At 37.7% G+C, this 25,668-nt stretch carries 22 protein-coding genes; 4 read left to right on the top strand and 18 right to left on the bottom strand.

The features are described 5' to 3' along the window. Nucleotides 1-17 precede the first annotated feature (17 nt). The 4 genes from DIZ80_12230 to DIZ80_12215 all read right to left on the bottom strand — a co-directional run bounded on the left by DIZ80_12230 (nt 18) and on the right by DIZ80_12215 (nt 3,674). Nucleotides 18-587 carry an anthranilate/aminodeoxychorismate synthase component II gene (locus tag DIZ80_12230; protein ID RDH83169.1) on the bottom strand — a complete coding sequence of 190 codons (570 nt, stop codon included), beginning with the start codon at nt 585-587 and terminating at the stop codon, nt 18-20. A gap of 15 nt (nt 588-602) precedes the next feature. After that, nucleotides 603-2,090 carry an anthranilate synthase component I gene (locus DIZ80_12225; GenBank protein ID RDH83022.1) on the bottom strand — a complete coding sequence of 496 codons (1,488 nt, stop codon included), beginning with the start codon at nt 2,088-2,090 and terminating at the stop codon, nt 603-605. Between the two features lie 150 nt (nt 2,091-2,240). Next, nucleotides 2,241-2,918, bottom strand: a complete 678-nt coding sequence (locus DIZ80_12220; protein ID RDH83021.1) for a phosphoglycolate phosphatase — start codon at nt 2,916-2,918, stop codon at nt 2,241-2,243. A gap of 69 nt (nt 2,919-2,987) precedes the next feature. Further along, nucleotides 2,988-3,674 carry a ribulose-phosphate 3-epimerase gene (locus DIZ80_12215; GenBank protein RDH83020.1) on the bottom strand — a complete coding sequence of 229 codons (687 nt, stop codon included), beginning with the start codon at nt 3,672-3,674 and terminating at the stop codon, nt 2,988-2,990. A gap of 370 nt (nt 3,675-4,044) precedes the next feature. On the opposite strand from DIZ80_12215, the gene DIZ80_12210 reads away from it, so the two are divergent. Both DIZ80_12210 and DIZ80_12205 read left to right on the top strand, forming a co-directional pair. After that, nucleotides 4,045-4,356: a cytochrome C gene (locus DIZ80_12210; protein ID RDH83019.1), complete on the top strand. Its 312-nt coding sequence runs from the start codon at nt 4,045-4,047 to the stop codon at nt 4,354-4,356. 9 nt (nt 4,357-4,365) lie between these two features. After that, nucleotides 4,366-5,364: a hypothetical protein gene (locus DIZ80_12205; GenBank protein RDH83018.1), complete on the top strand. Its 999-nt coding sequence runs from the start codon at nt 4,366-4,368 to the stop codon at nt 5,362-5,364. Between the two features lie 3 nt (nt 5,365-5,367). On the opposite strand, the gene DIZ80_12200 is transcribed toward DIZ80_12205, so the two are convergent. From DIZ80_12200 to DIZ80_12155, 10 genes are all read right to left on the bottom strand, one after another. Further along, the gene (locus tag DIZ80_12200) at nt 5,368-6,408 is read right to left on the bottom strand and encodes a phospholipase (protein RDH83017.1); all 1,041 of its coding nucleotides are present in this window, start codon (nt 6,406-6,408) and stop codon (nt 5,368-5,370) included. A gap of 82 nt (nt 6,409-6,490) precedes the next feature. After that, nucleotides 6,491-7,195 (bottom strand): hypothetical protein, encoded by a 705-nt coding sequence (locus DIZ80_12195; GenBank protein RDH83016.1) that lies wholly within the window; start codon nt 7,193-7,195, stop codon nt 6,491-6,493. A gap of 47 nt (nt 7,196-7,242) precedes the next feature. Beyond that, nucleotides 7,243-8,070 carry a mechanosensitive ion channel protein MscS gene (locus tag DIZ80_12190; GenBank protein ID RDH83015.1) on the bottom strand — a complete coding sequence of 276 codons (828 nt, stop codon included), beginning with the start codon at nt 8,068-8,070 and terminating at the stop codon, nt 7,243-7,245. 168 nt (nt 8,071-8,238) lie between these two features. Beyond that, a complete protein-coding gene (locus DIZ80_12185) occupies nt 8,239-9,309 on the bottom strand; it encodes a DNA polymerase IV (protein RDH83014.1) in 1,071 nt (356 codons plus the stop codon). 42 nt (nt 9,310-9,351) lie between these two features. Beyond that, nucleotides 9,352-10,311, bottom strand: a complete 960-nt coding sequence (locus DIZ80_12180) for a tRNA dihydrouridine(20/20a) synthase DusA (GenBank protein ID RDH83013.1) — start codon at nt 10,309-10,311, stop codon at nt 9,352-9,354. 264 nt (nt 10,312-10,575) lie between these two features. After that, the gene (locus DIZ80_12175; GenBank protein RDH83012.1) at nt 10,576-12,531 is read right to left on the bottom strand and encodes a hypothetical protein; all 1,956 of its coding nucleotides are present in this window, start codon (nt 12,529-12,531) and stop codon (nt 10,576-10,578) included. A 10-nt stretch (nt 12,532-12,541) separates the two neighbouring features. Further along, nucleotides 12,542-13,138, bottom strand: coding sequence for a hypothetical protein (locus DIZ80_12170; protein RDH83011.1), 597 nt, complete (start codon nt 13,136-13,138; stop codon nt 12,542-12,544). A gap of 122 nt (nt 13,139-13,260) precedes the next feature. Next, the gene (locus tag DIZ80_12165; GenBank protein RDH83010.1) at nt 13,261-13,620 is read right to left on the bottom strand and encodes a two-component system response regulator; all 360 of its coding nucleotides are present in this window, start codon (nt 13,618-13,620) and stop codon (nt 13,261-13,263) included. A 192-nt stretch (nt 13,621-13,812) separates the two neighbouring features. Next, entirely contained in the window at nt 13,813-14,514 is a 702-nt protein-coding gene (locus DIZ80_12160) for a hypothetical protein (GenBank protein ID RDH83009.1), read from the bottom strand. Next, entirely contained in the window at nt 14,514-16,238 is a 1,725-nt protein-coding gene (locus DIZ80_12155; GenBank protein RDH83008.1) for a peptidoglycan-binding protein, read from the bottom strand. The genes DIZ80_12160 and DIZ80_12155 overlap by 1 nt, the downstream gene beginning before the upstream one ends. A gap of 133 nt (nt 16,239-16,371) precedes the next feature. On the opposite strand from DIZ80_12155, the gene DIZ80_12150 reads away from it, so the two are divergent. Further along, nucleotides 16,372-18,477, top strand: coding sequence for a membrane-bound lytic murein transglycosylase MltF (locus DIZ80_12150; protein ID RDH83007.1), 2,106 nt, complete (start codon nt 16,372-16,374; stop codon nt 18,475-18,477). 15 nt (nt 18,478-18,492) lie between these two features. Here the strand turns inward: DIZ80_12150 and DIZ80_12145 are convergent, their stop codons facing one another. The 4 genes from DIZ80_12145 to pdsR form a co-directional block, all read right to left on the bottom strand. Beyond that, complete coding sequence (locus DIZ80_12145) at nt 18,493-19,269, bottom strand: nucleoside triphosphate pyrophosphohydrolase (GenBank protein RDH83006.1); 777 nt, start codon at nt 19,267-19,269, stop codon at nt 18,493-18,495. Nucleotides 19,270-19,446: 177 nt separating this feature from the next. After that, nucleotides 19,447-20,088, bottom strand: coding sequence for a hypothetical protein (locus DIZ80_12140; protein RDH83005.1), 642 nt, complete (start codon nt 20,086-20,088; stop codon nt 19,447-19,449). A gap of 351 nt (nt 20,089-20,439) precedes the next feature. Then, nucleotides 20,440-22,620 carry a proteobacterial dedicated sortase system histidine kinase gene (gene pdsS, locus DIZ80_12135; GenBank protein ID RDH83004.1) on the bottom strand — a complete coding sequence of 727 codons (2,181 nt, stop codon included), beginning with the start codon at nt 22,618-22,620 and terminating at the stop codon, nt 20,440-20,442. After that, the gene (pdsR, locus tag DIZ80_12130) at nt 22,559-23,251 is read right to left on the bottom strand and encodes a proteobacterial dedicated sortase system response regulator (protein RDH83003.1); all 693 of its coding nucleotides are present in this window, start codon (nt 23,249-23,251) and stop codon (nt 22,559-22,561) included. Before pdsR ends, pdsS begins: the two co-directional genes overlap by 62 nt. Before the next feature lie 218 nt (nt 23,252-23,469). On the opposite strand from pdsR, the gene DIZ80_12125 reads away from it, so the two are divergent. Next, on the top strand, nt 23,470-25,668 hold the full coding sequence (locus DIZ80_12125) for a marine proteobacterial sortase target protein (protein ID RDH83002.1): 2,199 nt from the start codon (nt 23,470-23,472) through the stop codon (nt 25,666-25,668).

The raw sequence follows: 25,668 nt of genomic DNA, 5'->3' as shown, positions 1-25,668 counted from the left end.
TCGTAACGAATGAACCTTTAGCTCTCTAAAAAGTTTTTCAACAAATCATGCCCGTGTTCAGTCAATATAGACTCAGGGTGAAATTGCACACCTTCAATATTATATTCTTTATGACGAACGCCCATTATTTCATCGATACTGCCATCATCATTTTCTGTCCATGCCGTTATCTCTAAACAATCAGGCAAACTTTCTTTTTCTATAACCAAGGAGTGATAACGTGTTGCTTCATATGGATTAGTAAGACCAGAGAAAACACCCTTATTATTATGATGAATCATTGATGTTTTACCATGCATGATTTTTTTAGCATGGATGATTTTCCCACCAAATACCTGACCAATACTCTGATGCCCTAAACACACACCTAAGATAGGTAATTTACCAGCAAACTTTTCAATCGTTTGCATAGAAACGCCTGCCTCATTCGGTGTGCATGGCCCAGGTGATATCATTATTCTTTCAGGTTTTAAACTTTCAATTTCCTGCAAGTTAATTTGATCATTCCTAAGCACTTGTACATCAGCACCAAGTTCACCTAAATATTGCACCAGATTATAGGTAAACGAATCATAGTTATCTATCATTAACATCATTTTAACTTACCTATGCGAGCCGTCTAAACCGGCTTCCGCCATTGCCACTGCGCGGAAGACCGCACGCCCTTTATTCATGGTTTCATCCCACTCACTTTGTGGAATAGAATCATAAACAATGCCCGCTCCTGCCTGAATATTTAATGTTTTATTTTTGATTACAGCAGTACGTATAGCAATAGCTGTATCCATATTGCCGTTCCACGAAAGATAACCTACCGCACCTGAATAAATACCACGTTTAACCGGCTCTAATTCATCAATAATTTCCATGGCACGTATTTTTGGCGCCCCACTTACGGTACCTGCGGGGAATGTTGCTCTTAATACATCCATCGCAGAAAGTTTATCTTTTAATTCACCCGTCACATTCGAAACTATGTGCATTACATGTGAATAACGTTCAACAATCATTTTATCGGTTAATTCAACTGTACCAATCTTACTAACTCGGCCCGCATCATTTCTACCCAGGTCAATTAACATCAAATGTTCTGCTAATTCTTTAGGATCTGCTAATAACTCTTTTTCTAAAGCAATATCTTCCGTTTCAGTTGCGCCCCTGGGTCGAGTTCCAGCAATAGGCCTTACAGTTACTTCGTCATCCTCTAAACGCACTAAAATTTCTGGAGAAGAGCCCACCACATGATGATCATCCAGGTTTAAGAAATACATATAAGGGGAAGGGTTTAAGCTGCGCAACGAGCGATATAAATCTAAAGGTTCAGCACTAAACGGAATACTCATGCGCTGCGACAACACAACCTGCATAACATCACCATCAACAATATATTGTTTGGCTTTAGCAACAGCTTCTTTATAACCTGCCTCAGTAAAACCAGAAACAAAATCTTCTTCTTTAACTTTTACACTTTTTTCTGATGGATGATACGTAGGAACAGTCTGATGTAACTGTCGCTCTAATGATTTTAATCGTTTCTGACCGAACTCATATGCATCTGTTTTATCTGGATCAACCAATACAATAAAATATAATTTTCCACTTAAATTATCAAACACAACTACTTCTTCAGACACCATTAATAGTATATCTGGTGTTTCCAAAATATCTGGCTTTTCAACGCCTGCCAATTTTGGCTCTATATAACGAATTGTTTCATAACCAAAATATCCGACTAAACCACCAGTAAATTTTGGTAAGCCATCTATTTCTGCAACATTAAATGATTGCTGATATTCTTCAATCCATGCCAGTGGATCTTCCACTTCAAGTATTTCAGAATTTTCGTAACCATTTTCTATTGTGATTTTTTTACCTGAAATCTTTATACGCTTGATACAAGGTAAGCCAATAATAGAATATCGTCCCCATTTTTCTCCGCCATGAACGGACTCAAATAGATAGCTATAGGGCGCATTGGCCAATTTCAGGTAGGCACTTAAAGGGGTATCAAGATCAGCTAGTACTTCACGTACTAATGGGATATGAGTGTGGTTTTTACTTTTAAGTTTTTCAAATTCTTCTAATGTCATGATTATTTTCCAGACAATTTAATTTTATATATGCGTATACAAAGATGGATAGCTACCATCGCCAATAGGTATATAAAACTTTATCTGTTGATCTGAAAACTCTCATATTTTACATATTCCTCCCCCTTGAGATTAAGGGGGATTTAAGGGTTAACCCCAATCTATTATTGTTTTAATCTCTGCCATTGAATCAACAACTGCATCAGGGTTGTAATCACGAATATCTTCCCCATGATTATAACCATACGACATGCAGATAATGTTAAATTCAGCTGCACGAGCAGCCTTAACATCTGACATAGAATCACCTAACATTAATGATTCTTCAGGTTTAACACCTAATTGCTCAGCCGAATGTAACAGCGGTAAAGGGTCAGGTTTCTTTTTGGTTAATGTATCACCACAAACAATGATTTCAAAATCATCTTTAATACCTAATTTTTCTAAAATAGGCAAAGTAAACTGTGCATTTTTATTGGTTACACAACCGATTTTAACATCGGTAGATTTTAAAAAATCTAATGCTTCACGTACACCATCATATAAACAGCTACGCTCACATACATTTTTATCATATAAATCTAAAAATATTGGATAGGCTTTTTCAAATAAAGCATCATCTGGTTCACCATCTAACTGGCCAATTAATGCACGGCGAGTTAAACGCTCTACACCATTTCCTACCCAATTACGTACCCTGGTTTCACCGTGTTCTGGCATGCCAAGCTGCTTCATCATCTCATCAACGCAATAAGCCAAATCTGGCACACTATCAACTAATGTACCATCAACATCGATTAGTACCATTTTTGGTTTTTGTATCATCATAAATCCTATGAGGGTTTTCTATAACTATTTAAAATAGGCCAGATACAACTGACCTATTTTAAAATATGATTAAGCTTTCGCTAGCTCATCACGCATCTTGCCAACTACTGTGTCATATACATTTGCATCAGATTCATTCTTAGCACCAAAGATTGCAGAACCTGCAACAAACATATCTGCACCGGCTTCAGCTATTTCACGGATGTTATCTACTTTTACGCCACCGTCAATTTCTAAACGTATATCAAAACCAGACTCATCAATTAATTTACGAGCTTCACGTAATTTATTCAGTGTTTCAGGAATAAATGACTGACCACCAAAACCAGGATTAACTGACATTAATAAAATAACGTCAACTTTATCCATTACATGCTTTAAACAATCTAAAGGTGTTGCTGGGTTAAATACTAAACCCGACTTACAACCCAATTCACGAATCATCTGTAATGTGCGATCTACGTGCTCAGATGCTTCTGGATGAAAAGTAATATAACTTGCACCAGCTTCAGCAAAATCAGGAATGATACGATCAACAGGCTTTACCATTAGGTGAACGTCGATTTCAGCTGTTACGCCATGTTTACGTAATGCATCACATACCAGGGGGCCTATTGTTAAGTTAGGCACATAATGGTTATCCATTACGTCAAAATGCACGATATCCGCGCCAGATTTAAGTACATTGTCAACTTCTTCGCCTAAGCGTGCAAAGTCAGCAGATAGAATAGATGGTGCAATTTTAAAATCAGCCATGTTTGTTTCCTCACCAGTAGCGTGTAAATAGGTGCCAAGTTAAATAAGCCGCACACTTTACCCGAATATGACATGATTTTCAGCTGATTCAGCCGGTTTACAGCAACTATTATTCAAAATTAGTCTGATTTTCATTAATTTCGCCCTGTTTAATAATAATTATGACCCTGATTTATGACCAAAAATATCAAATTAACTAATTTTACTCACATATAAATCGATGCAAACCTTTGAATTTTCTAAACTATTTCACATTATAAGCTACATAATGCCCAATATCAGAAAATCTTGATTTACATTAAGCCCACGCTCTGAGAAAATTCCGCTGCTAATTTAATAATCGTGTATTAACACGACCTGGAGATAATCAATGAGAAAGCAAGTATTAACTATGCTGGCTGCGTCTGTACTAGCAGTATCAGCTTCTTCAGCTATGGCAGCTGGCGATGCAGCTAAAGGCAAAACAAAAGCAGCTAGCTGTGCGGCATGTCATGGCCAAGCAGGTATAAGCGCTGTACCAACTTATCCAAATCTGAAAGGCCAGAAAGCAGCTTATGTTGTTAAGCAGCTTAAAGCATTCAAATCAGGTACTCGTAAAGACCCTACTATGAACGCAATGTCTAAGCCTCTGACTGATGCGGACATGGCTAATATTGCGGCATACTATGCAGGTATGAAGTAAGACCTGTTAATGCGTAATACCAAAAAACCTGCTGATTGCAAAATTAGCGGGTTTTTTTTGCTTCTTTTTTTTACATTAAGCAATAATAGCTTCGCGCAGCACCCCTCCCCTTTTTCAACCCGTAATGAAAGCCCTTTCTCACTCATTTACGGATTACCCTTAGCAAGCCCTGCAAAACTACTGGAAAACAACCAGTCACGCTGGATTAGCTCATTCAACATCAGCAATACCATAAATTCTCAAACCAGCAATAGTGAAAACCTGTTCATTGATATTGAAACCTGGCACGTTAATTTTTTATACGACACTAATCTTAAAGAAAACTGGATGCTCAGAGTACAACTACCCTATATTGTTCATAGCGGCGGTTTTCTTGATTCACCCATAGACTCATATCATCAGGCACTCGGTTTGCCTGAAAATATTCGCCCTGATTTTCCACATGAGCAGATTAATATTGATTACAACCTCAACAATCAAAATCAGGTAAACATAAATAGCCGCCAGAATGCATTAGGTGACATTTCATTTCAGCTCGCATGGCAGGCTCATTTAACAAATCGAAGCGCTCTTAGTTACTGGCTCAGCATTAAGTTACCCACCGGCAATGAAGACAAACTTACCGGCAGCGGCGCGACGGATGTAGCAAGCTGGGCATCGATGAGTTACAGGTTAACTGACACACGCTGGCTTTACGGACAGGGTGGTTTGTTATATATGGGTGATAGCGACGTTTTTACAGATATTCATAAAAACTGGGCAGGTTTTGCTAATGCCGGTATTAAATTTCAGCTCTGGAATGAGATAGAACTAAAAGCGCAACTCGATGTTCATAGCGCTCTTTATGACTCTAAACTTGATTTTTTAAATCAGGTAATACAACTTACGTTTGGTGGAAGCTACACTATTAACAGCAAACAAAAACTCGATTTTGCAATTGCAGAAGATATCAAAGAAGGCTCATCACCAGATGTAAACTTTAATATTAGCTGGTGGATTTATTTATAACCATTACAACCAGTCAGATAGTGAAATACCAAAACCAACTCGATTTACAGACTGGTTATAATCAATCAGACTTTCTCCATACCCTGAAAACACCTGAATATAAGCCCTCAAGTCTTTCCTTTTACCAATCGGAAAACTCCAGCTTAATTCTGTAGCTCCTCGCTCAAATTTTGATTCAATATTATTTCGCGACATAAAGTTAAATGTATGATTTTCATTTTTAAAAATCACACGAAACTCGCCATGACCCATGTAATCGGTTATATCTGGATTATCATCTGTAACTGAACTCTCATGAAAACGACTCCAGAGTTTAACAACAAAAACAAATGATTCTTTTTCAAAAGCAAATTTTGCATAAAGCCTGTTCCAACTTCTGGATAATGTGTTACTGCGTCCATTAGACTGGTGTGAAACACCAAGCATATTTATACGATTATCAAAACCTAAAAGATCAATACTACTAATAGATTGCAACCAGAGCTCCGGTTCGTGATTAGTTTCCCTGAACGGTCTGGATATTTTATCATTATAAACCTGCCAGAAAGAACGATTCGTATAACCCGTATAAAGACTAATATCTCTATTAAATAAATTAACTGCTAGCGGTGTTTTTATACTGATTTGAAACTGCGCTTCAGTTTTATCAAAAGATACGTCTTCTTCGCCAGGAATTTGCTGGTATAAACTTGAATCATATCCTGCATGATTATAAGCAACTGGAATAATATAATTAGGTTTGAATGCCATTAATGTAAATGGCTTAAACTGATTACTTCGATCAATATTTAGTCGTGCATCTAAAAAAGAGATTTTATCAGATAACCCGGTATTAGATAATATTTCATCGTCTGAACTTTTACAAAATTTAACTATTTCAGAAATCAGCTTGTCAGAATCAGCATTTAATGTCTTGCTTAATACGCACTCTTCGTAAACTGATAAATCTGATGCATGAACTACATTTATAAATAAAGCTAAAACTAACACGAACTTTAAAAAAAGTTCATATTGGTTTTTATTTAGCATATTTATAAAAAGCATAATCACCTATTTCAAAAAAACACAGTGCCAGCTTTTTAATATAGTCGAAATTTATTAACTGACTAGACTCATTCTAAATTAATTAAAACGTGTAAACCAGAGTAACAGTAGTTATCGTATCCGTCTTATCTGTCCCCACAGGCACATCTGAATTACGTTTAACTTCATAGCCAAACTTTGCACCCAGATTACCTACGATAACCAGTTTCAAAAAAGTTTCTGATTTTGAATATGTATTGGAATCACCCGACTCAATATAAAAATTTTGATTAAACTCTGATGTTTCACTAATTTTATATGCATATTTGAGCTCACCATCAATGATAGCCTCCTGCTCTTCAGTACCCGCATCGGTTTCAAGATCTCGATAACCAATACCGACTGATCCTTCAAGATTATGTTTCCCACCGTCAATGAAGACATGCCCTGCACCAAATGAAATAACAGACTGATGATCAAAACCACTGAACTCATCTTCTTCATGCCTTAACTTACCATAGGCAAAGGTTTTTTCTACAAATCTGTATTCAGATTTTTCAGTAAGCACCATACTATCTGCGCTATCAGCTCCATCAGCTGAAGCTTTCAATAACTCAAGTTTGGCATTATGCTCCCACTTATCATGTTTCTTACCAATACCTAATTTTGCATTTAGGTTCTTAGAGTCAGTGTTACCTGATGTCGAAGTAAAACCAAACTCACCTTCACCTGTCCATTCACCCGCACATACCGTTGAAGATGCTACTGCACTTAACAATAACAGAGAAAATATTTTATTATTTAACATTTTAAATCCTGAATTTTATTATTTTTAATTATTGATACTAAATTTTATTAAGCTACCTTATCAGTATGAATATCCATTTGCGGATATGGGATACTGATATTAGCTGCATCAAAAGCAATTTTTACCTGTTCCTGGCAATCAAAGTAAACTGCCCAGTAATCAGCTGTCTTACTCCATGCTCTCACTGTAAAATTAACACTACTATCGGCAAGCTCACTAACAACAACTAGAGGAGCCGGATCAGATAATGTTTTTTCATGTGATGTAACAATATCCACCAATACTTCTTTTGCTTTTTTAATGTCATCTCCATAACCAATACCAAAAACCATATCGACACGACGTGTCTCTTTTGCAGAATAATTAGTAATAACACCGCCATAGACAGCTGAATTAGGGATAATATTTTCCTTATTATCTGGCGTCAGAATTGTAGTCGTAAATACATGTATTTTTTCTACCGTCCCATCAACACCCGCAACACTCACATAATCCTTAATACGGAACGGGCGAAACACTAGTAACATAACACCCGCTGCAAAATTACTTAATGAATCTTTAAGCGCTAAACCTATTGCCAGACCTGCTGCACCCAACAATGCAATTAACGACGTGGTGTCAATACCCAGTTGACTCAAGGCTGCGATAATGACAACTAACATCAACGCCCAACCCATTAACGACTCAACAAAATCAACTAGCATTTCATCCATTTTTGAATGTCGTAATGTTTTGCCCACCAGCATTGAAAGTTTTGTAACGAGCCACTTACCAATCACAAACACAATAAGCGCCTGTACACCACTAATCCCCCATGGGATCACATAAATTTCGATTAGTTTTTGCAGGTTATCTGCAGATAATTGATCAAACATATTAATTCCTCTTTAAACATTTAATTTATTACATACTGACAAATATCATGGGAAACCCTGCGCTCACAAAACCCGATATAACACAGAAATAAAAACACATTATGATAAAAATCATCAGAAAATTTTCAAATCCATATAAAAATTCTGAAACTTCAGAATCAGGAGAAATCAAAATAATGGTAACTGACCACTATCAGTATGATCCTCATAACTGATTAGATTAGAAAAAGATAGCCCCAGTAAACGAACACTCTTTTTATTAACTTCAGTTTTAGCCAGAAGAACTGGAATCAATTCTCTGGCTTTATCATGCACAGATATAACAGCGTCACTGGTATAACTTCTTGTTACCTGCCTAAAGCTGGCGTATTTTACCTTAATTGTTATCGTATATGCCAATAATTCTCTTTTTTCCATACTTTTCAGCACTTCATCTAACAGCAGCAGCAAATGATCTAACATTTCTTTTGTATCTGAAATATCACTTTGAAAAGTTGTCTCAGAACCTAGAGATTTACGTATCCGTGTCGACATGACAGGACGATCATCAATACCACGTGAAATATTATAATAATACTCTGCTGAGTTACCAAATAGACTTTGCAATTCAGACAGCGATTTGTTTTTTAAATCGCCACCTGTTTGAATTCCGGAAGCCTGCATCTTAGCCTCAGTAACTTTACCTACTCCGTAAAAACGACCTATTGGTAATGTTTTTAAATACAACTCAGCTTCACCGGGTTTTATTAGATATTGACCATCAGGTTTATTTTGATCAGAAGCCAGTTTTGCCAGGAATTTATTATAAGCAATACCTGCCGAAGCAGTTAACTGTATTGTTTTGTGAATATTAGCTCTTATATCCCTGGCCATTAAGGTTGCGGAGCCGTTACAAATATCGGATTCTGTTACATCAAGATAAGCTTCATCCAGTGACAACGGTTCAATTATATCGGTGTACTGATGAAAAACTTTATGAATATCTTCAGAGGCCTGTTTGTACGCTGGAAAACGGGGGGGCACAAATCTAGCGTGCGGGCATAACTGATAAGCACGAGAAGCTGGCATGGCTGAATGGATACCAAACTTACGGGCCTCATAACTACAAGTAGCAACAACCCCTCTGCTATCAGGCTTACCACCTACAACAACAGGCTGACCTCTCAGTTCTGGAAAATCTCTTTGCTCTACTGCCGCAAAAAAAGCATCCATATCAATGTGAATTATTTTTCGATTCATATTTTCACAAAAAACGAGATAACTCACTAGTAAGCAAGCGAATTAACCAAGACACTCTAGCGACTTATACAGCACATCAATTCCGGCTTCACGTTTTGTCGCATTTTCAGATAAAAATCGGCGCCATTTTTTCGCGCCGGGCAAGCCATTATATAAACCCAGAATATGTCGTGTCATTGTATGCAGACGCAAACCTTTTGCTAACTCCTTTTCAACATATGGGAACATTAACTCCATAATTTGCTGCCTTGAAAGTACTGGCGTTTCAGACTGATAAAAACGCTGGTCTACTTCGGCCAGGATATACGGATTATGATATACCTCACGCCCCATCATAATTCCATCAATATACTTTAACTGATTTTCAGCCGTATCCAGATCACAGATACCCCCATTTATAATAATTTCAAGCTCTGGCATGGTTTGTTTTAACAAATGAACCACGTCGTAACGTAAGGGTGGAATATCACGATTTTGTTTTGGACTTAAGCCATTTAACCAGGCTTTTCTCGCATGCACTATAAATGATTTGCAACCGGATTTTGCTACCACTTCTACAAATTCAAATAGCTCTTCAACTGTTTCATTTTCATCAATACCTATTCGATGCTTTACTGTAACAGGAATATCCACCACATCTTGCATCGCGGCCACACACTCTGCCACCAGTTTCGGTTTTGCCATTAAACACGCACCGAACATACCAGACTGAACTCGATTACTTGGACACCCTACATTTAGATTGATCTCATCATAGCCATGATCTTCAGACATTTTTGCGCATTCTGCCAAATCAACAGGATCACTGCCGCCTAACTGAATAGCCACTGGATGCTCTTCATAATTAAAGTCAAGATGACGCGAACGATCACCATGAATCAAAGCACCGGTGGTAATCATCTCGGTATAAAGAAGGGTATGCTGACTAATAAGGCGTAGAAAAAAACGTTCATGCCGGTCTGTCCAGTCCAGCATGGGCGCGACTGAAAATTTTCGATTCATCTATTTAAGCTTGGTAACGACTCTGGCGAACAATTATACCAAACTTAGAGATTTCCTATAGCGTAAGCGAGTATTAACACAAAAAAAGTTGCTGTTATCAGTACATATTGTGCAATCTGCATGACTCTGCTCTCTTTTTATAATGGATGTAATTCTATTATCGTCCTAAAACTTTAATTATGTAGTTAAAGACTTATTAGCTGTGACTTCTATCACAACAGACATGACTAACGGTATTAATAAACGCACCACATGCTTAATAAGCTAATTCACGGCCTGAGGCAACAGAGGAGGCAAAGGACAGCCTAGTATGTCAGCTATGACGCGTAGCAGCTCCGCTTCGGTATATTTTAACTGACCATCATGCATAGCAATGTCTGCACTCGCTTCTATAACACCTCGCTTTAGTAATGGCGACAACTGTGCCAGAGCTTTCAAAGCCGCTGATATTTTTTTGGGTGTTATTTCCTTAAAATCAAGCAAATTAAATAACTCACCAGATGTTTTATCTAAAGTGCTCATAGGGAAATATTTTACCACTTTATTATAAGACTCATGACGAAGTTCAGACAGAGATCGACTGCTATGTGACATAATAGAAAAAAGTAACTGCAACTCTTTATTAACCTGCTTATATGAATGATGTTTTACTGTTATCTCTTTTCCAGATTCAAACGCCAGATGCTGCTTTAATAAACTTAAAAAAACAAATTCAAACAATGTATAACGACCATCACTTTTAATAAATTTTTCACATAGAATAAGATAGTCTGTTTTTTCAGAATCTGTCATTAATTTAAGCGTTGGTAACAATAACTCTAACAAAGGCAATCGTTTATAATTTTCGAGCCGCTTTATCTCGGAATTAAATTTTTTTAAAACATTCAACTCATTTTTATTCAGGTGTTTTTTTAAAAACTCAAAGCCTGAGTCAATATTCATCCTAACTAAAATCAGGTTAAGCACTAACATCTTTGCCGATTCAACCTTATGCACTGCCTGCATTAATTCAAAACTGAATGACTGGTGAACCACAGTAGCAAACTCCATATGCGCCTGACTAATATTGCCTGCTGATTCTGCAAATTCATGAGCCGTAACAATCGCAGGAACTGACTCCATATTCTCAGGAAAACTCACTATGGAGTCTATTGATGATACTAGTTCGTTTAGTTCTCCCATATTCTTTTGTGAGTTTGTTTCTTTATTTTTTACATTAAGTTTTCTGGCTTTTATCCTTGCAACAAACCCGGGGTCAATTCGTTTTATGCGTAATATTAATGACGGATGAGTTGCCAGCCAACTAGTCAATTTCATTTTTAATGATTGCGCAAAAAACATATGACTCAAATCTTCTGAATAAATATTATTCAATCGAGAACCTGCTTTCACATTACGTATTTTATTTAACGCGGATGCTATTCCTCCCGGATTTCGTGTAAACTGTACTGCCGCAGCATCCGCAAGGTATTCCCTCTGTCGGGAAACAGCAGCCTTTATCAAACGGCCAGATAAGACACCTATATAACCTATTAATGACAACAAAAAACCTAACACCATTAAAGCACTAAAATTGCGATTTCTAACCAGATGATTATCACTATTCATTAAGAGATGACCAACAGAGCTGATCATTAAAATACCTGCAAGCATAGATAATAAGTGAATATTAATTTGCATATCACCATTTAATATGTGGCTATATTCGTGAGCGACCACTCCTTGCAGCTCTTCTCTTGTAAAGTTTTCAACTGCGCCTGCAGTAACAACCATTACCGCCTCAGTTGGTAAATAACCGGCAACAAATGCATTAATACCTGACTCTCTTTCTAATAAATACAATTCCGGGACTGGCACACCTGATGCAATCGACATTTCTTCAACCACATTAATTAACTGGCGCTGCTTTATATCTGAGGTATGCAGATCAATTTTTTTCGCCCCAACCATCAAAGCAACCGCTTGACCACCAGATTTAAGTTTAAACCAGCGAAATAAACTACCTGATAGTATTAAAAAACAGGTTGTAATAGAAACATAAAACACCATTGAGCTAGAAAACCAGTCTTGCGGTGTATAAGGATAGAATTCAAGGAAGATAAAAAAATAATAAATAACAACATTTACAGCCACTACAATGAATGTGACTGCAATTAAAAAATATAACAAAAGTATTTTCGTATAACGCTTTGCCTTTTCCTGTTGCGAAAAAAAGTCCACTTTTTATAGCTTAATTATTAAAATCGACCTTAACAGGTTTTTTGTATTCTTCATTTTCTATTTCAAACAAGGCAGCTTCTTTAAAGCCCGCATTATTTGCGATAATAAAATTAGGAAACTGCTCTCGATAAGTATTGTATTGCATTACATCGTCATTATAACGTTGACGTGAAAAAGCTACTTTATTTTCTGTTGTACTTAGCTCTTCCATTAACTTTTCCATTGTCTGATTTGCCTTAATATCAGGGTAGCTTTCCGTTAATGCAAAAAACTGTAACATAGAACCTGATAACGCAGTTTCTGCCGCCGCAAGATTTTTCATCGCTACTGCATCATCCGGATGCAACGCAGCTTCTTTAGAAACTGCGGATGCCTTATTTCTCGCTTCAATAACTCGAGTCAGTGTTTCTTTTTCATGACTCATATATGCTTTTGCTGTTTCTATTAAATTAGGTATAAGGTCATAGCGTAATTGAAGTTGATTATCAATATTAGCAAAACCATTTTTAAATTTATTTCTAAAAGCGACCAGATTATTATAAATCGCAATCAGGTAAATTATAAAAACAACAATTAGACCCAATGTGATCATGCTACCAGTTGACATATTAACTCCATTAAATTTAAAAACGATAGACTCACGACTAAAACCAGCTTACTGATGAACATCAGACCTGATGTTCAGATGGATCATCTTACTCGATCCGGTCTATTTAAAACTCATATAAACTATAAAAGTTTATTAATAGCTGACATTAATTCATCTTCTGAAGCAGGTTTAATAATATAACCACTTGCACCCTGTCTTTCAGCCCATACTTTATCCGTTTCCTGATCTTTACTACTCAGCATAATAACCGGTATATGCTGCGTTCCTTCCGTTTTTGTAATATGGCGTGTAGCCTGAAAACCGTTAAGACCAGGCATAACCACATCCATTAAAATTAAATCTGGTAGTTCATCACGTGCAACTGCCACAGCCGAATCACCATCTTCAGCTGTAATGGTTTCATGGCCATTTTTATTTAAAATTTTAATAATTGCCTGAACCTGCGTTTGTGAATCATCTACAACCAATATTTTTGCCATGCATCATTCCAGTTAAACTAGTTAAACAAACTCTTATATAAACAGAATTCTTTACGATTCTATTGTTTATAAGATTAGACTAAAACTATAAAAAATAAAGCCTTATAGGAATAATAGTAATATTTTCAATGCTATACCAGATTTTTTACGTTTTAATTTCAATTTTGAATCTCATACCAGATTCGTCTTTCACTAAAACGACCAATCCTGCAGAATATCCATTCTGAAGTAATTATCATGCAAACTAAAAACAACCCCACTTGACGTAATTTTTACCACATTAATACCCTGCACTACCGTATCACCCTCTGACATTGCTGAATTATTGATAATAATAGAGCGACTTTGCGCACTAGTAGAATACACATGCCCGGCAAAATGCATTTCAGGCACAGATTGTTGCTGATATTCTGGTAACTCATGTAAATATGGAATATTACTTATATCAGGTAGTGCTACGACTGATTCAACTTGCACTCTATTTGTTTGCTGCAACTCAATTACAGGCTCTTTAGCTCTTTTCTGCGTTACTTCTATTCTTGCTGCTTTTAACTGTGACGTTTTCTGCTCAGTGATTTTTTGCGGTATTTTTTTCGAATATTGCAATTCAGAATTCTTATTTACCCTGCTAGCCTCTTTCAAAACAGGCTTTAATACAGGTTTAATTTGCCTGCCTGTTTCAGCAACCTGAATAATTGTTACCGGTTCTTTATCTGAGATTACCAGACCAATTACAAAAGCCAGCACCAGCAATAAAACCGATATGAAGCCATACAATGCCCACGGGGTTGGCTGATCGGCATTAATCGGTATATGCACAGTTTGTAAATTAGGCACATCACCTCGTTTACGCTCACTATCTGATTTTTTAAGCGCATCTAGTATATACGACATTAACCTGCCCCCAGTAGCGGCGCTTTTAAACCAACGATATGATTAATCTGAATCAGCGTTTTTACACCTACTACACCATCATTCTTAAGACCCTGGCGTAACTGAAATGCTTTGACCTGTTCAACTAACTCCCTGTCATAATAATTATGCTGAGTTTTTTCAGGATTCTGATTAATTTCATTCATTCTCTTACTTAACCATGAAACGACTTTTCCCGCATTTCCCGGCATGATTAAATCCTGATAACCGGGAGGTGCGCGCCACAATAATGAGAATTCACCCTTCCAGTAATCACCTAACTGCTCCAGTGTAATAATTTGCACTTTACCGGCCATCACTATTCTTGCAGACGAATCATCCAGACCTGTTAATGTTATGTATTGCTGCTGATTTAAATCATTATAAAAAGTCAAAACGGCTGGACGATTTAACTGCCTTAACGCGTCTACATCCGCGTTCCCATGCAAACAGGATAAACCCTTTGTTTCCGCATAAAAGCACGGTGTCGCATCGGTTGATATATTGTAATCTAATTCCCAGCTTTTAAATAAAGACTGATATGACTGTAAGTTACTGCGCAATCGATGATTACTATCAGGCCACTGAATTGAAACCTGAGTAACGGGCTCATTCTTAATAACAGGTGCCACACTATCCATAACCTGATCATTCAGTTGCTCGACATCCGGCTTAATTTCGCGAGGAGAAATTACTCTCTTAACTTCATCCACCTGAGTTACTGGCTCTGCTTTCAGTTCTTTTCGAGTATCTGTTTTTACACTAACTATAGATGGATGTTTTAGCTGAATATCAAAATATGAATTAATTGCAACAGCTGCAACAACGACCGCTGCAATCATTAAAGATAATTTATAAAATCGAGGCGTTATCTTTTCCTTAATTGCCTGTGCTTTATTATCACCCAGCACTTCTCTGGCCGAATTAATCAACGTTGTTTTATCAACCTGATGATGATTTTGAACAAAACAGCCTAATAATGCCCTATCACAGATAACATTAATCAGGCGCGGCACACCACCGCTGTAATGGTATAACTGCTTAGTTACTGAATGAGAAAACAATGGACGCCTGCAACCTGCTACTGCCAGCCGGTGTGATATATATTCTTCAACTTCATTTAATTTTAAAGGCGTAAGATGGAAACGCGCGGTTATGCGCTGCGCCAACTGAGATAATTCCTGACGATCAAGCACATCCAGGAACTCAGGCTGACCCAGTAAAATCACCTGCAAAAGCTTACGCTCATTAGTTTCAAGATTGGTTAATAAGCGTAATTGCTCTAATACATCAAGATCCAGATTCTGGGCTTCTTCAATTAATACAACAGTTTTTTTGCCCGTTGCATGCGCACCAAGCAAATAACGATTAATATAATCAACCAGTGATTTAACCGATAAATCGTCTTTTTCATATGAAATACGCAATTCATCACAAATAACCTGCAACAATTCAATAGAGGTTAGTTTGGGATTGAGCACCAACGCAAGATTAGTGTCATCCGGCACCTGCTCCAGCAAACACCGACTCACCGTCGTTTTACCCGTTCCCACATCACCTGTGAGTAGAATAAAGGCGCCGTCAGACTCCATCCCATATAAAAGATGCGCCAACGCCTCACGGTGACGCTCACTCATATAGAGATAGCGTGGATCAGGGGCAATAGAAAAAGGGGCTTCCAGAAGCCCAAAGTGATCGAGATACATTTGGCTATTATAAACTTATTCCTTAACAGGACACCCCTATTAATTGCTTATAACCTGTATCGAACAACATTTATTTTCGTTATGCTCTTATACATCCAAAATAATCCTGTTCGCTTTATGTAAGCAATTAATTATGACTATCATTTCTCGTTTATTCCTTCCCCTGTTTTTCTTTATCACTACTCTACTTACCAGCTGTTCTGATGAAACGACTGATATCACAACAAACACCCTGCCTGCGATAGAAAGCTATACGGAAACCGGTGACCTTTCCGCCATTAAAGAACATGGCCAGTTACGTATTTTAGTCATGCCGATGGATGAGAGGTGGTTACCCCGTAAAGGCAGCTCTTTTAGCAGTGAACAGGAAATGGCGATAAAACTGGCTGAACAATTAGGGCTGGAGCCTGTATTCGTACATGTTGAAAAGTTTGAAAATTTAATTCCAGAATTAAAAAAAGGGCACGGTGATTTGATTGCCGCCAACTTGACCATTACATCATCTCGTAAAGAGCAGGTTAACTTCACCGTGCCACTCGAGCACAGTATTGAACGCATTGTAAGCCGAATTGATGATAAAAAAACAGGCACTCTCAAAAGCCTCAATGGCAGAACCATCGCTTATCGTGAAAAATCCTCATATCAGGAGACAGTTGAAAAACTTCAGGAAAAACAGCCGCTTATTAAAAGCAAAATTCTTCCCGGACACCTCTCTACCGATCAAATTATTGATCAGCTTGTCAGCAAACAAATAGATCTGGCTGTTATGGACAGTAATATACTGGGTATTCTGGCAGGCTACCGGGACGACTTTAAAGTCAGCCTTGCATTAAGTGAAGACAGGGCTCTGGCCTGGGCAATACGAAAAGACAACCTCGAATTGCTTAAAGCCATTAACCAGTTTCTAACTCATCAGCAATTAACAACAAGACATGAAAGCATTTTTACAGATGATTTTGATGGAATAAAAAAACGTAAAACACTGCGTGTTATTACCCGGAATAACGCCGCATCCTATTTTCTCTGGCGCGGTGAATTACTGGGTTTTGAATATGAGCTTGTTAAAAACTTTGCCAAACAACACAAATTACGCTTAGAGATAATCAGTGCTCCTAGTCATGAAGCTCAAATCCCCATGCTACTGGAGGGCAAGGGCGATATTATTGCAAGCTTCCTAACCGTTACAGATATACGTAAAAAGCGTGGTATAGCTTTCAGCAGAGCACACCACAAAACATCTGAAATTATTGTCAGCCGTTTAAATGACAATACGATTGAATCAGTTGACGATCTGGCAGGGCGCAGTATTTATGTACGGAAATCCAGCGCTTATTGGGAAACACTTCAGGCATTACAAAATACAGGTTTGAAATTTAATTTACTCAGCGCACCAGAAACAATGGAAACAGAAGAAATTATCGCTCAGGTCGCAAGTGGAGAATTTGATCTTACACTTGCTGATAATCACCTGGTAGATATTGAACTTACCTGGCGAGATGACATTCAGGCGGCTCTTGTTCTAGGCGATGTTCGTAACAATGCCTGGGCTATGCGCGACAATAATCCAAAATTAATTACTGCTGTCGATCAGTATATTAAAAAACAATACAAATCACTTTTTTACAATATAACGTATGACAAATATTTTAAAAATAAACATAAAATAAAAAAATATCGTTCTCAACGCATAGATTTAAACCCTGACGGCACCCTTTCACCCTATGACAGTCTGATAAAAAAATATGCACAAAAGCATGATTTTGACTGGCGTATGATTATTGCACAAATGTATCAGGAAAGCCGGTTTAACCCTAAAGCAAAGTCCTGGGCAGGTGCCCGGGGACTAATGCAGGTAATGCCCAGGACAGCAAAAGAAATGGGCATAAGCAACCTTAAAGACCCCGAACTCGGTATTAAAGCAGGTGTACAGTACCTGAACTGGGTTAGAGACAGGTTTGAAGAAGAGCTTAATGTTAAGGACCGAATGTGGTTTACACTAGCTGCCTATAACGCAGGTCAGGGGCACGTAAAAGATGCACGTCGCCTTGCCAGACAACAAGGGTTAAATCCGAACAAATGGTTTGATAATGTAGAAAAAGCAATGCTGCTTTTATCAAAGAAAAAATACTACAAAAAATCACGCCATGGTTATGTTCGGGGCAGAGAGCCCGTTGCTTACGTGAGAGAAATTCGTAATCGCTATCAGGCTTATATAACGCTGATAGCAAACGAGACTTGATTTCTGCAGTTTTTTTCAAGCTTCGTTTTTAGCTTTCTGCCACAAACCTTCCAGCTCATCAAGTGAGCATTCCTGAAAGGATCTATCCTGCTGAATCAACGACCTTTCAATATAACCAAAACGTTTTTCAAATTTTTGATTGCAGCCTCTTAAAGACTCCTCTGCATCTACATTTAAATGCCTTAACAGGTTCACGCAACTAAATAAAACATCCCCTGACTCTTCAAAAACAGCTTCTGTTGAGTCTTCCTTAATCGCACTGCGTAACTCACCTACTTCTTCTTCTATTTTAGCTAAAACCGGCTCTATATCCGGCCAGTCAAAACCTTCCCTTGCTGCGCGTTTCTGTAATTTTTGCGCTCTCTTTAAAGCCGGTAGTGCTCTGGCAACTCCATCAAGAATAGATGCTTTATTTTCAGATGACTGAGTATCTCTTTCATTCGCCTTAGATTTCTCCCAGGCCTCATGTAAAATTTTCTCATCTTTACATTCAACACCCGCAAAAACATGAGGGTGTCTGTTAATTAACTTATCACTTACCGCATCAACTACATCATTAAAATCAAAATCGCCCTGCTCTTTAGCCATCTGCGCATAAAATACAACCTGAAACAGCAAATCACCAAGTTCTGATTTAAGCTCATCCATATCACCATTTTCAATGGCATCAGCCACCTCATAGGCCTCTTCTAAAGTGTAAGGAACAACTGTTTTAAAAGTCTGCTTTATATCCCACGGGCAGCCTGTTTCCGGATTCCTTAATGCCGCCATAATATCAAGAAGTTTTTTCATCTGAATCTCACTAAATTGAATGTACAAAATTTTAACACAGACATTAAAAACAATAGAGATTTATCAGGCAACGACAATATTCACGCGTCGTATTAATTCTTATATAAAACATAAAGGCCCATTAACCCAACCCGAATTAATGAACCTCACTAGCACCCTCCTTTCAGTTGCTAAGTATTAATTGCTAACCATTTGTTGATCCTGATAATCCAGCTCTACTCTCCGATGCTCCCTATGGTGAATAGCACCTGCCAGTGGAAGATCGCTTGCATTTCCAATCACCTTAATTCTGTCTTCTGCCACACCAAAGTCCATGAGAATTTTCGCCACCTGATCTGCTCGATCTTTACTTAATTTTTCGTTATATATTCGTGCACCTGAACTATCAGTATGACCGCTAATATTAAGAACTAAATTTTTATTCTCCTTGAGATACTGGGCGTGTTGCCAAAGCAATTCCCCATATTCGGCTTCTATAACTGACTTATCAAATGCAAAACTAATAATCCCTCCCTCTGGTTTTGGCGTCATTACTTCTATTGCTGATTTTTCTTCTATTGCAAGTTCAATAGCCGACTCTACTGGCTCTGGTGTCTCGATAACTTCATTCATTTCCTGTGCAGGTAGCTCCGTTATTAAATTATCGATTTCATCCTGCTTAATCTGAATTTCATCGCTTTGCTCAAACGTTTCATTTACAGCCAATGTAGAATCAGGCGTCAATTTCACTCTATCGTCACCTGCACAACCACCTAATATCAACAAAGGCACACTTAAAGCAATAACGGCTGGATATATTTTTTTATTTGAAATTTTCATAATTTTTTCCTCGGTCTTGTTTGGGTTTAAAAATATTAACAATCTGTTTTATTGTTAACTTGAGGATAAGTATGAAGTGGTGATGTGTTTTTCTGATGACTGAAATATGCTGAATTGCGGGTGAATTATTATGAATTATGGCAGTTTATTTGTTCGTAATTAAATTATTTAAACAATTTCAGCTTTGAGTGTGATCACAATCTCCAGTCCTCATGGGAATTAGATCTCTATGGTATCACCGCGCTGGCGACCACATAGAATTCACGTCCCATAAAGAGTAGAGCTAGCAATCCTTTAGCAGACCAAAACACAGACATCTAATTCCCATGATGTCAGGGGTTTAATAAAACACTACCTCAAAGGAAAATCCAATAAGACCATAACACCAGACTCACCCTCAAGATTCACCGCCTGCACACTCCCACGATGAAACTCAACAATCATCCGAACAATATACAACCCCAATCCAAGATGAGGCCTGTCTCCTCTTTTACTCCTGACTGAAACCATCGATTCAAATAAATTTTCACGCATAGAATCAGGTAAGTTTTCTCCCTTATTAACCACACTTAATTGTATTCTGTTTTTATACATGTTTACTTTCAAAGTGACAGGCGTTGACTCAATATGAAAATCCACCGCATTAGATACCAGCTTATCTAACATCTGCGCCAGCAACTCAGGAACACCTGAAATATAACATTGCTGTATCGAATCACTCTCCATCACAAAATCCACATCAGGATACGCCATACGGTAACCGGCAACACAACTTTCAGTTAATTCACATAAATCAACATCCTGCATAGTTTCAGATTGTAACGTCTGCTCAAGTCTTGTCGCCTCACTCATTCTTGTTAAAATATCACTCAATCGGCCCATGCCTTCACTGGCTCTTTGTATATATACACTCCTCGCCTCATCAGATTCTGTCATTTGTAAATTTTCAAGTGATGAGCGTACAACAGTTATTGGCGTACGTAGTTCATGAGATAACTTACCTGCCATCGTTTCAAGGTAACGATTATATTCAGCAAGACGGGACAACATACCTGAAAAACTTCTACTCAAATCGCCAATTTCATCTGTTGATTTAGTTATTTTAAAAGTTTTCTCGATACGGCCTTCAGTTGTTATTGCCTGTTCTGTCTCATCCCTTAATCGCCTGATTCGTACCGATAATCGGGTTGCATAACTCAATAAAACAATAACGGTTATAAGAAAGGTAAGCACACTTAAATTAATTAAAATTTCCATGGCTCTATTTTGTAAAATTAAAATAGCATTACTGGTTTCCTCTATCGCTATCGCACCTATTGGCTCACCATTTACAACCACAGGATAACTTGCTGTTATTATCCTTACCTGCTTATCTGGCGTATCACGCCAACTTGTTGACGGTTCTCCCTCTAATGCCGACTGAACGACTGAACCCCGTAAATAAGAGACGCTCGATAATTCATCTTTAAAATTATGAGCTGGCTGTTTAAGCAATAAACCATAAATCACACTAACAACTTTACTGAGTACCCCTTCCTCTTTTTCAGCTATCTCGTTTTTAGATACACCATTTTCTCTAATATTCCCTGCAACAGCTAGTACCCTGTATTTCTGATCAATAACCCAGGTACGCGAAGCAGGCCTTACTATCCGTTTTAACATTTCCTCTATTTTTGGAGACGGTATAATTATTGAGCCCAGAGCCTCAGTAATCTTACTTTCACCTAGAACCTCAACCAGACCTCGATTCCTCTCATCATCAACATCTGCAACAAAAAAGGAAAAACCGTCACCTATTAACGAAAGTGGCACTCTTATTTCAACATTATAACCATCGGGTGTTTCCTGCCATTCTCCCTTAATTCGTAATTCTGGTGCTTTACTCACCCATTCATCAGATTGATATCGCTCCATTCTATGTGCATTAATCCAGCCGGGTGATTCCGTCGCAATAAAATAGGTTTTGAACTCGCCTTCCTTATTTCGCAATTTTATAATTACGTGATCATTTTTATCCAGACTTAAACTATTGGCTTTTCTGTAAACCAGCTGATCATCTTTCACTTCTAACACCATATACAAATATTTTTTGTAACTGGCTAAATAATACTTATATTGAAATGACAAAGGATTCTCAGATTTTATTAATTTTGACTTGCCATCATAATCAAGCCAGTCATCCATATAACCATCAAGCTGGATAGCTCTTTTTATTGGCCGAACATATACATGAGATGAGTTATTAACACTGTTTTTAGAGTCTCCACCATTTATAGCTGAATTTTCTCGAGACTTGAATATCTCTGACTGCCCCTGCAATACAGCTGCAACAATCTGTGCTTTACCTAATAAGTTTTCTTCCTGGTTAATCCGTAAGAAATTTTCCATATCCTGAATATATTGAACACCTATCCATGGCACGACAAATAACACTGCAGAGATAATTAATAATTTACTTCTAATAGTTATTCTAATTTTCAAGCCAGCGATAACCCATACCATAAACAGTTTCAATAGAACTAAAGCTATCATCCACTTTTATAAATTTATTTCTGATGCGTTTTATATGCGATGTTATTGTCGCATCATCAACAACAATACGTGCATCTTCCATTAACTGATCTCTATTTTTCACATGCCCTGGATGTTGTGCTAACGTATGCACCACCCACAATTCAGTTAATGTTAAATCGACTCTTTGCTGATTCCAGTCTACTGTGAATCTATTCATATCTATATGCAGAGCTCCACGCTTCAACACATCTTCAGCTGAAGGTGTTGCAGTGATTGCATTCATTCGCCTAAACAGCGCAGCAACTCTTGCACAAAGATTAGGTAAACTTATATCTTTAGTTAGATAATCATCAGCCCCCAACCTCAGGCCTGAAATAATATCCAGATCACTGTCACGAGCAGTTAAAAAAATAATGGGTACGGTTTCAGATTTGTTACGTAAAACTCTACACACCTCAAACCCGCCTTCTGCATCATCCTCAAGACCAATATCTAATAGCGCTAAATCGGGCAATCTACTACTAAATGCATTGATCGCTTCTTCCCTGCCCCCATACATTGAAACCTCATATCCCATTTGCTTAAACGCATCGGCATAATTTTCCCTTATTGAAGGTTCATCCTCTACTATCGCTATATGCTGTGACATTTTTAACAGTTCTCTTCACTTTTCTAGTTGTTTTATCACTTCCATCATTAGAAGAGCCTATACCCTAACACATTAAACAGACTGCCTTTATACGTTTAAGCCGGTTGCCATAATTCGTCATTTTTCATCATCAGGATGCCAGATATCAACCGTCTAAATGACATTCTTATGGTTTTAAATAGCATTAAACAACATGGTTCAATCAAAAGGAGATCTGCATGTTAACAATTAATAAACATTTTTTTAAACGTCGTCCCCGTCGCGAGTATCTGGATGATAAATACAAGCCTAAAAAATCAGGGTTAGCGATATGGTTCCAACGTTTAATCATGACTGTGCTTTTGCTGGCTTTAGCTCTTTTTCTATTGTTACTGACTAATCAGGTTTACGCAAATAACGCAACCTCCGAACTACCTCAAATCACTCTCGACAAAATAAGTGAAGGCAGTCTTGTAGTGAAATCAGCTAATGGAAACCTTTATCACCAAATGCCTTTATTACGTACGGTTGTTGATATGCACGTATCCGGAATGATATCTCGCAACCATGTAAAGCAATATTTCAAAAACCCGAATGATAGCTGGATTGAAGCTATTTATGTTTTCCCTTTGCCTGAAAATTCTGCTGTTGATCATATGAGAATGCGTATTGGTAATCGCATAATTGAGGGAGAGATCAAAGAAAAGCAGGAGGCAAAACGCCTGTATAAAAAGGCACAAAAAGAAGGCAAAAAAACAGCTCTAATTGAACAACAGCGTCCAAATTTATTCACTAATCAAGTTGCCAATATTGGCCCTGGTGAAACCATTGTTATTGAAATTGAATACCAGCAAACACTTCATTATGATCAGGGAAATTTCAGCCTGCGCTTCCCGATGGCAATTACACCTCGATATATTCCCGGTAAAGCGATCAATGAAACAATACCTCTCGCCGAATCTGGCTGGGCACACAATACACTACAAGTGCCGGATGCTTCGAGCATTACTCCTTTCATCAATAACAATAAACAAAAAATAAACCCTGTTTCTATTAAAATTGATTTAAAGCCTGGATTTCCTTTAGAAAATTTATTTAGCCGTTATCACACTATCAACAAACATCAGACAAACGACATAATTCATATCTCACTTACAGAGGGAGACACATATTCGGATCGAGACTTTGAACTGGTATGGACACCAGAATCTAACCATACCCCAAAAGCGGCTGTATTTAATGAAAAGATAAAAAACAATAATTTTCAAATGGTAATGCTAGTACCACCAGGGGGAGATAAGTTTAGCGGACAACCACTAGCGAGAGATGTTACTTATATTATTGACACTTCAGGTTCCATGTATGGTGTTTCTATGGACCAGGCTAAACAATCACTCCTGATAGCTTTAGACAGATTACGTTTACATGACAAATTCAACATTATCCAGTTCAACTCAGTAACTGATCAGCTTTTCTCTAATTCGAAGATGGCCAGCTTCCAGAATATTTTATCAGCCAAAAATTATGTAAATAACCTTCATGCAGATGGTGGCACTGAAATGGCTCCAGCATTAAAACTGGCCTTAAAAAACAATCATGAAAAAAATTATGTTCATCAGGTTATTTTCCTTACCGATGGTAGTGTTGAAAATGAGACAGCACTATTCGACATCATCCACAAAAGCCTCGGAAATAGTCGTTTATTTACAATTGGTATCGGCTCTGCGCCCAACAGCTATTTCATGCGTAAAGCAGCAAAGTTTGGTCGTGGTAGTTTCACTTACATAAGCAATGTAAATGAGGTGCATGAAAAAATGTCATCCTTATTCGCTAAACTTGAAAGTCCGGTTATGACAGATATTCAAATACATACCGAAGACAATATAACAACTGAAGTATGGCCAAATCGTATACCAGACTTATACCATGGTGAACCTGTTGTCCTCGCGATAAGATCAGACAAACCATTAAATGAAATAATAGTTAGTGGTACACGCGCACTTTCACCCTGGTCTGCAAAATTACAGTTGAACAACAGCAAACCGAGCAATGGGATAGGCGCTTTCTGGGCACGCAATAAAATTAGTGCTTTATCTGACAGCCTTCACGAAGGTGCTGACAAAGAACGGGTGCGTTCTGAAATTATCAATATTGCACTCACACACCATTTAGTTAGTAAACACACCAGTCTTATTGCTGTTGATAAAACACCCGCACGACCGAATCATTCAAAATTCAATACACATCAAATTCCAGTTAATCTCCCACACGGTCAAAGCACTAAACAGAGTTTCGGTCGTTTAGCGCAAACGGCAACATCAGCCGAATTAAATTTACTATTCGGAATAACTTTATTAATGCTTGCATTGGCACTCACTATTTTATTACGCAGCACTGAAAACACCCTTTCAGGCTCGTCAGAAAAAAAGGTGGTGTAA

This window comes from endosymbiont of Galathealinum brachiosum, from assembly GCA_003349885.1.
GTDB lineage: Bacteria > Pseudomonadota > Gammaproteobacteria > SZUA-229 > SZUA-229 > SZUA-229.
Note: the sequence above shows the minus strand (reverse complement) of the source record. Positions and strands in the feature narration are given on the sequence as shown.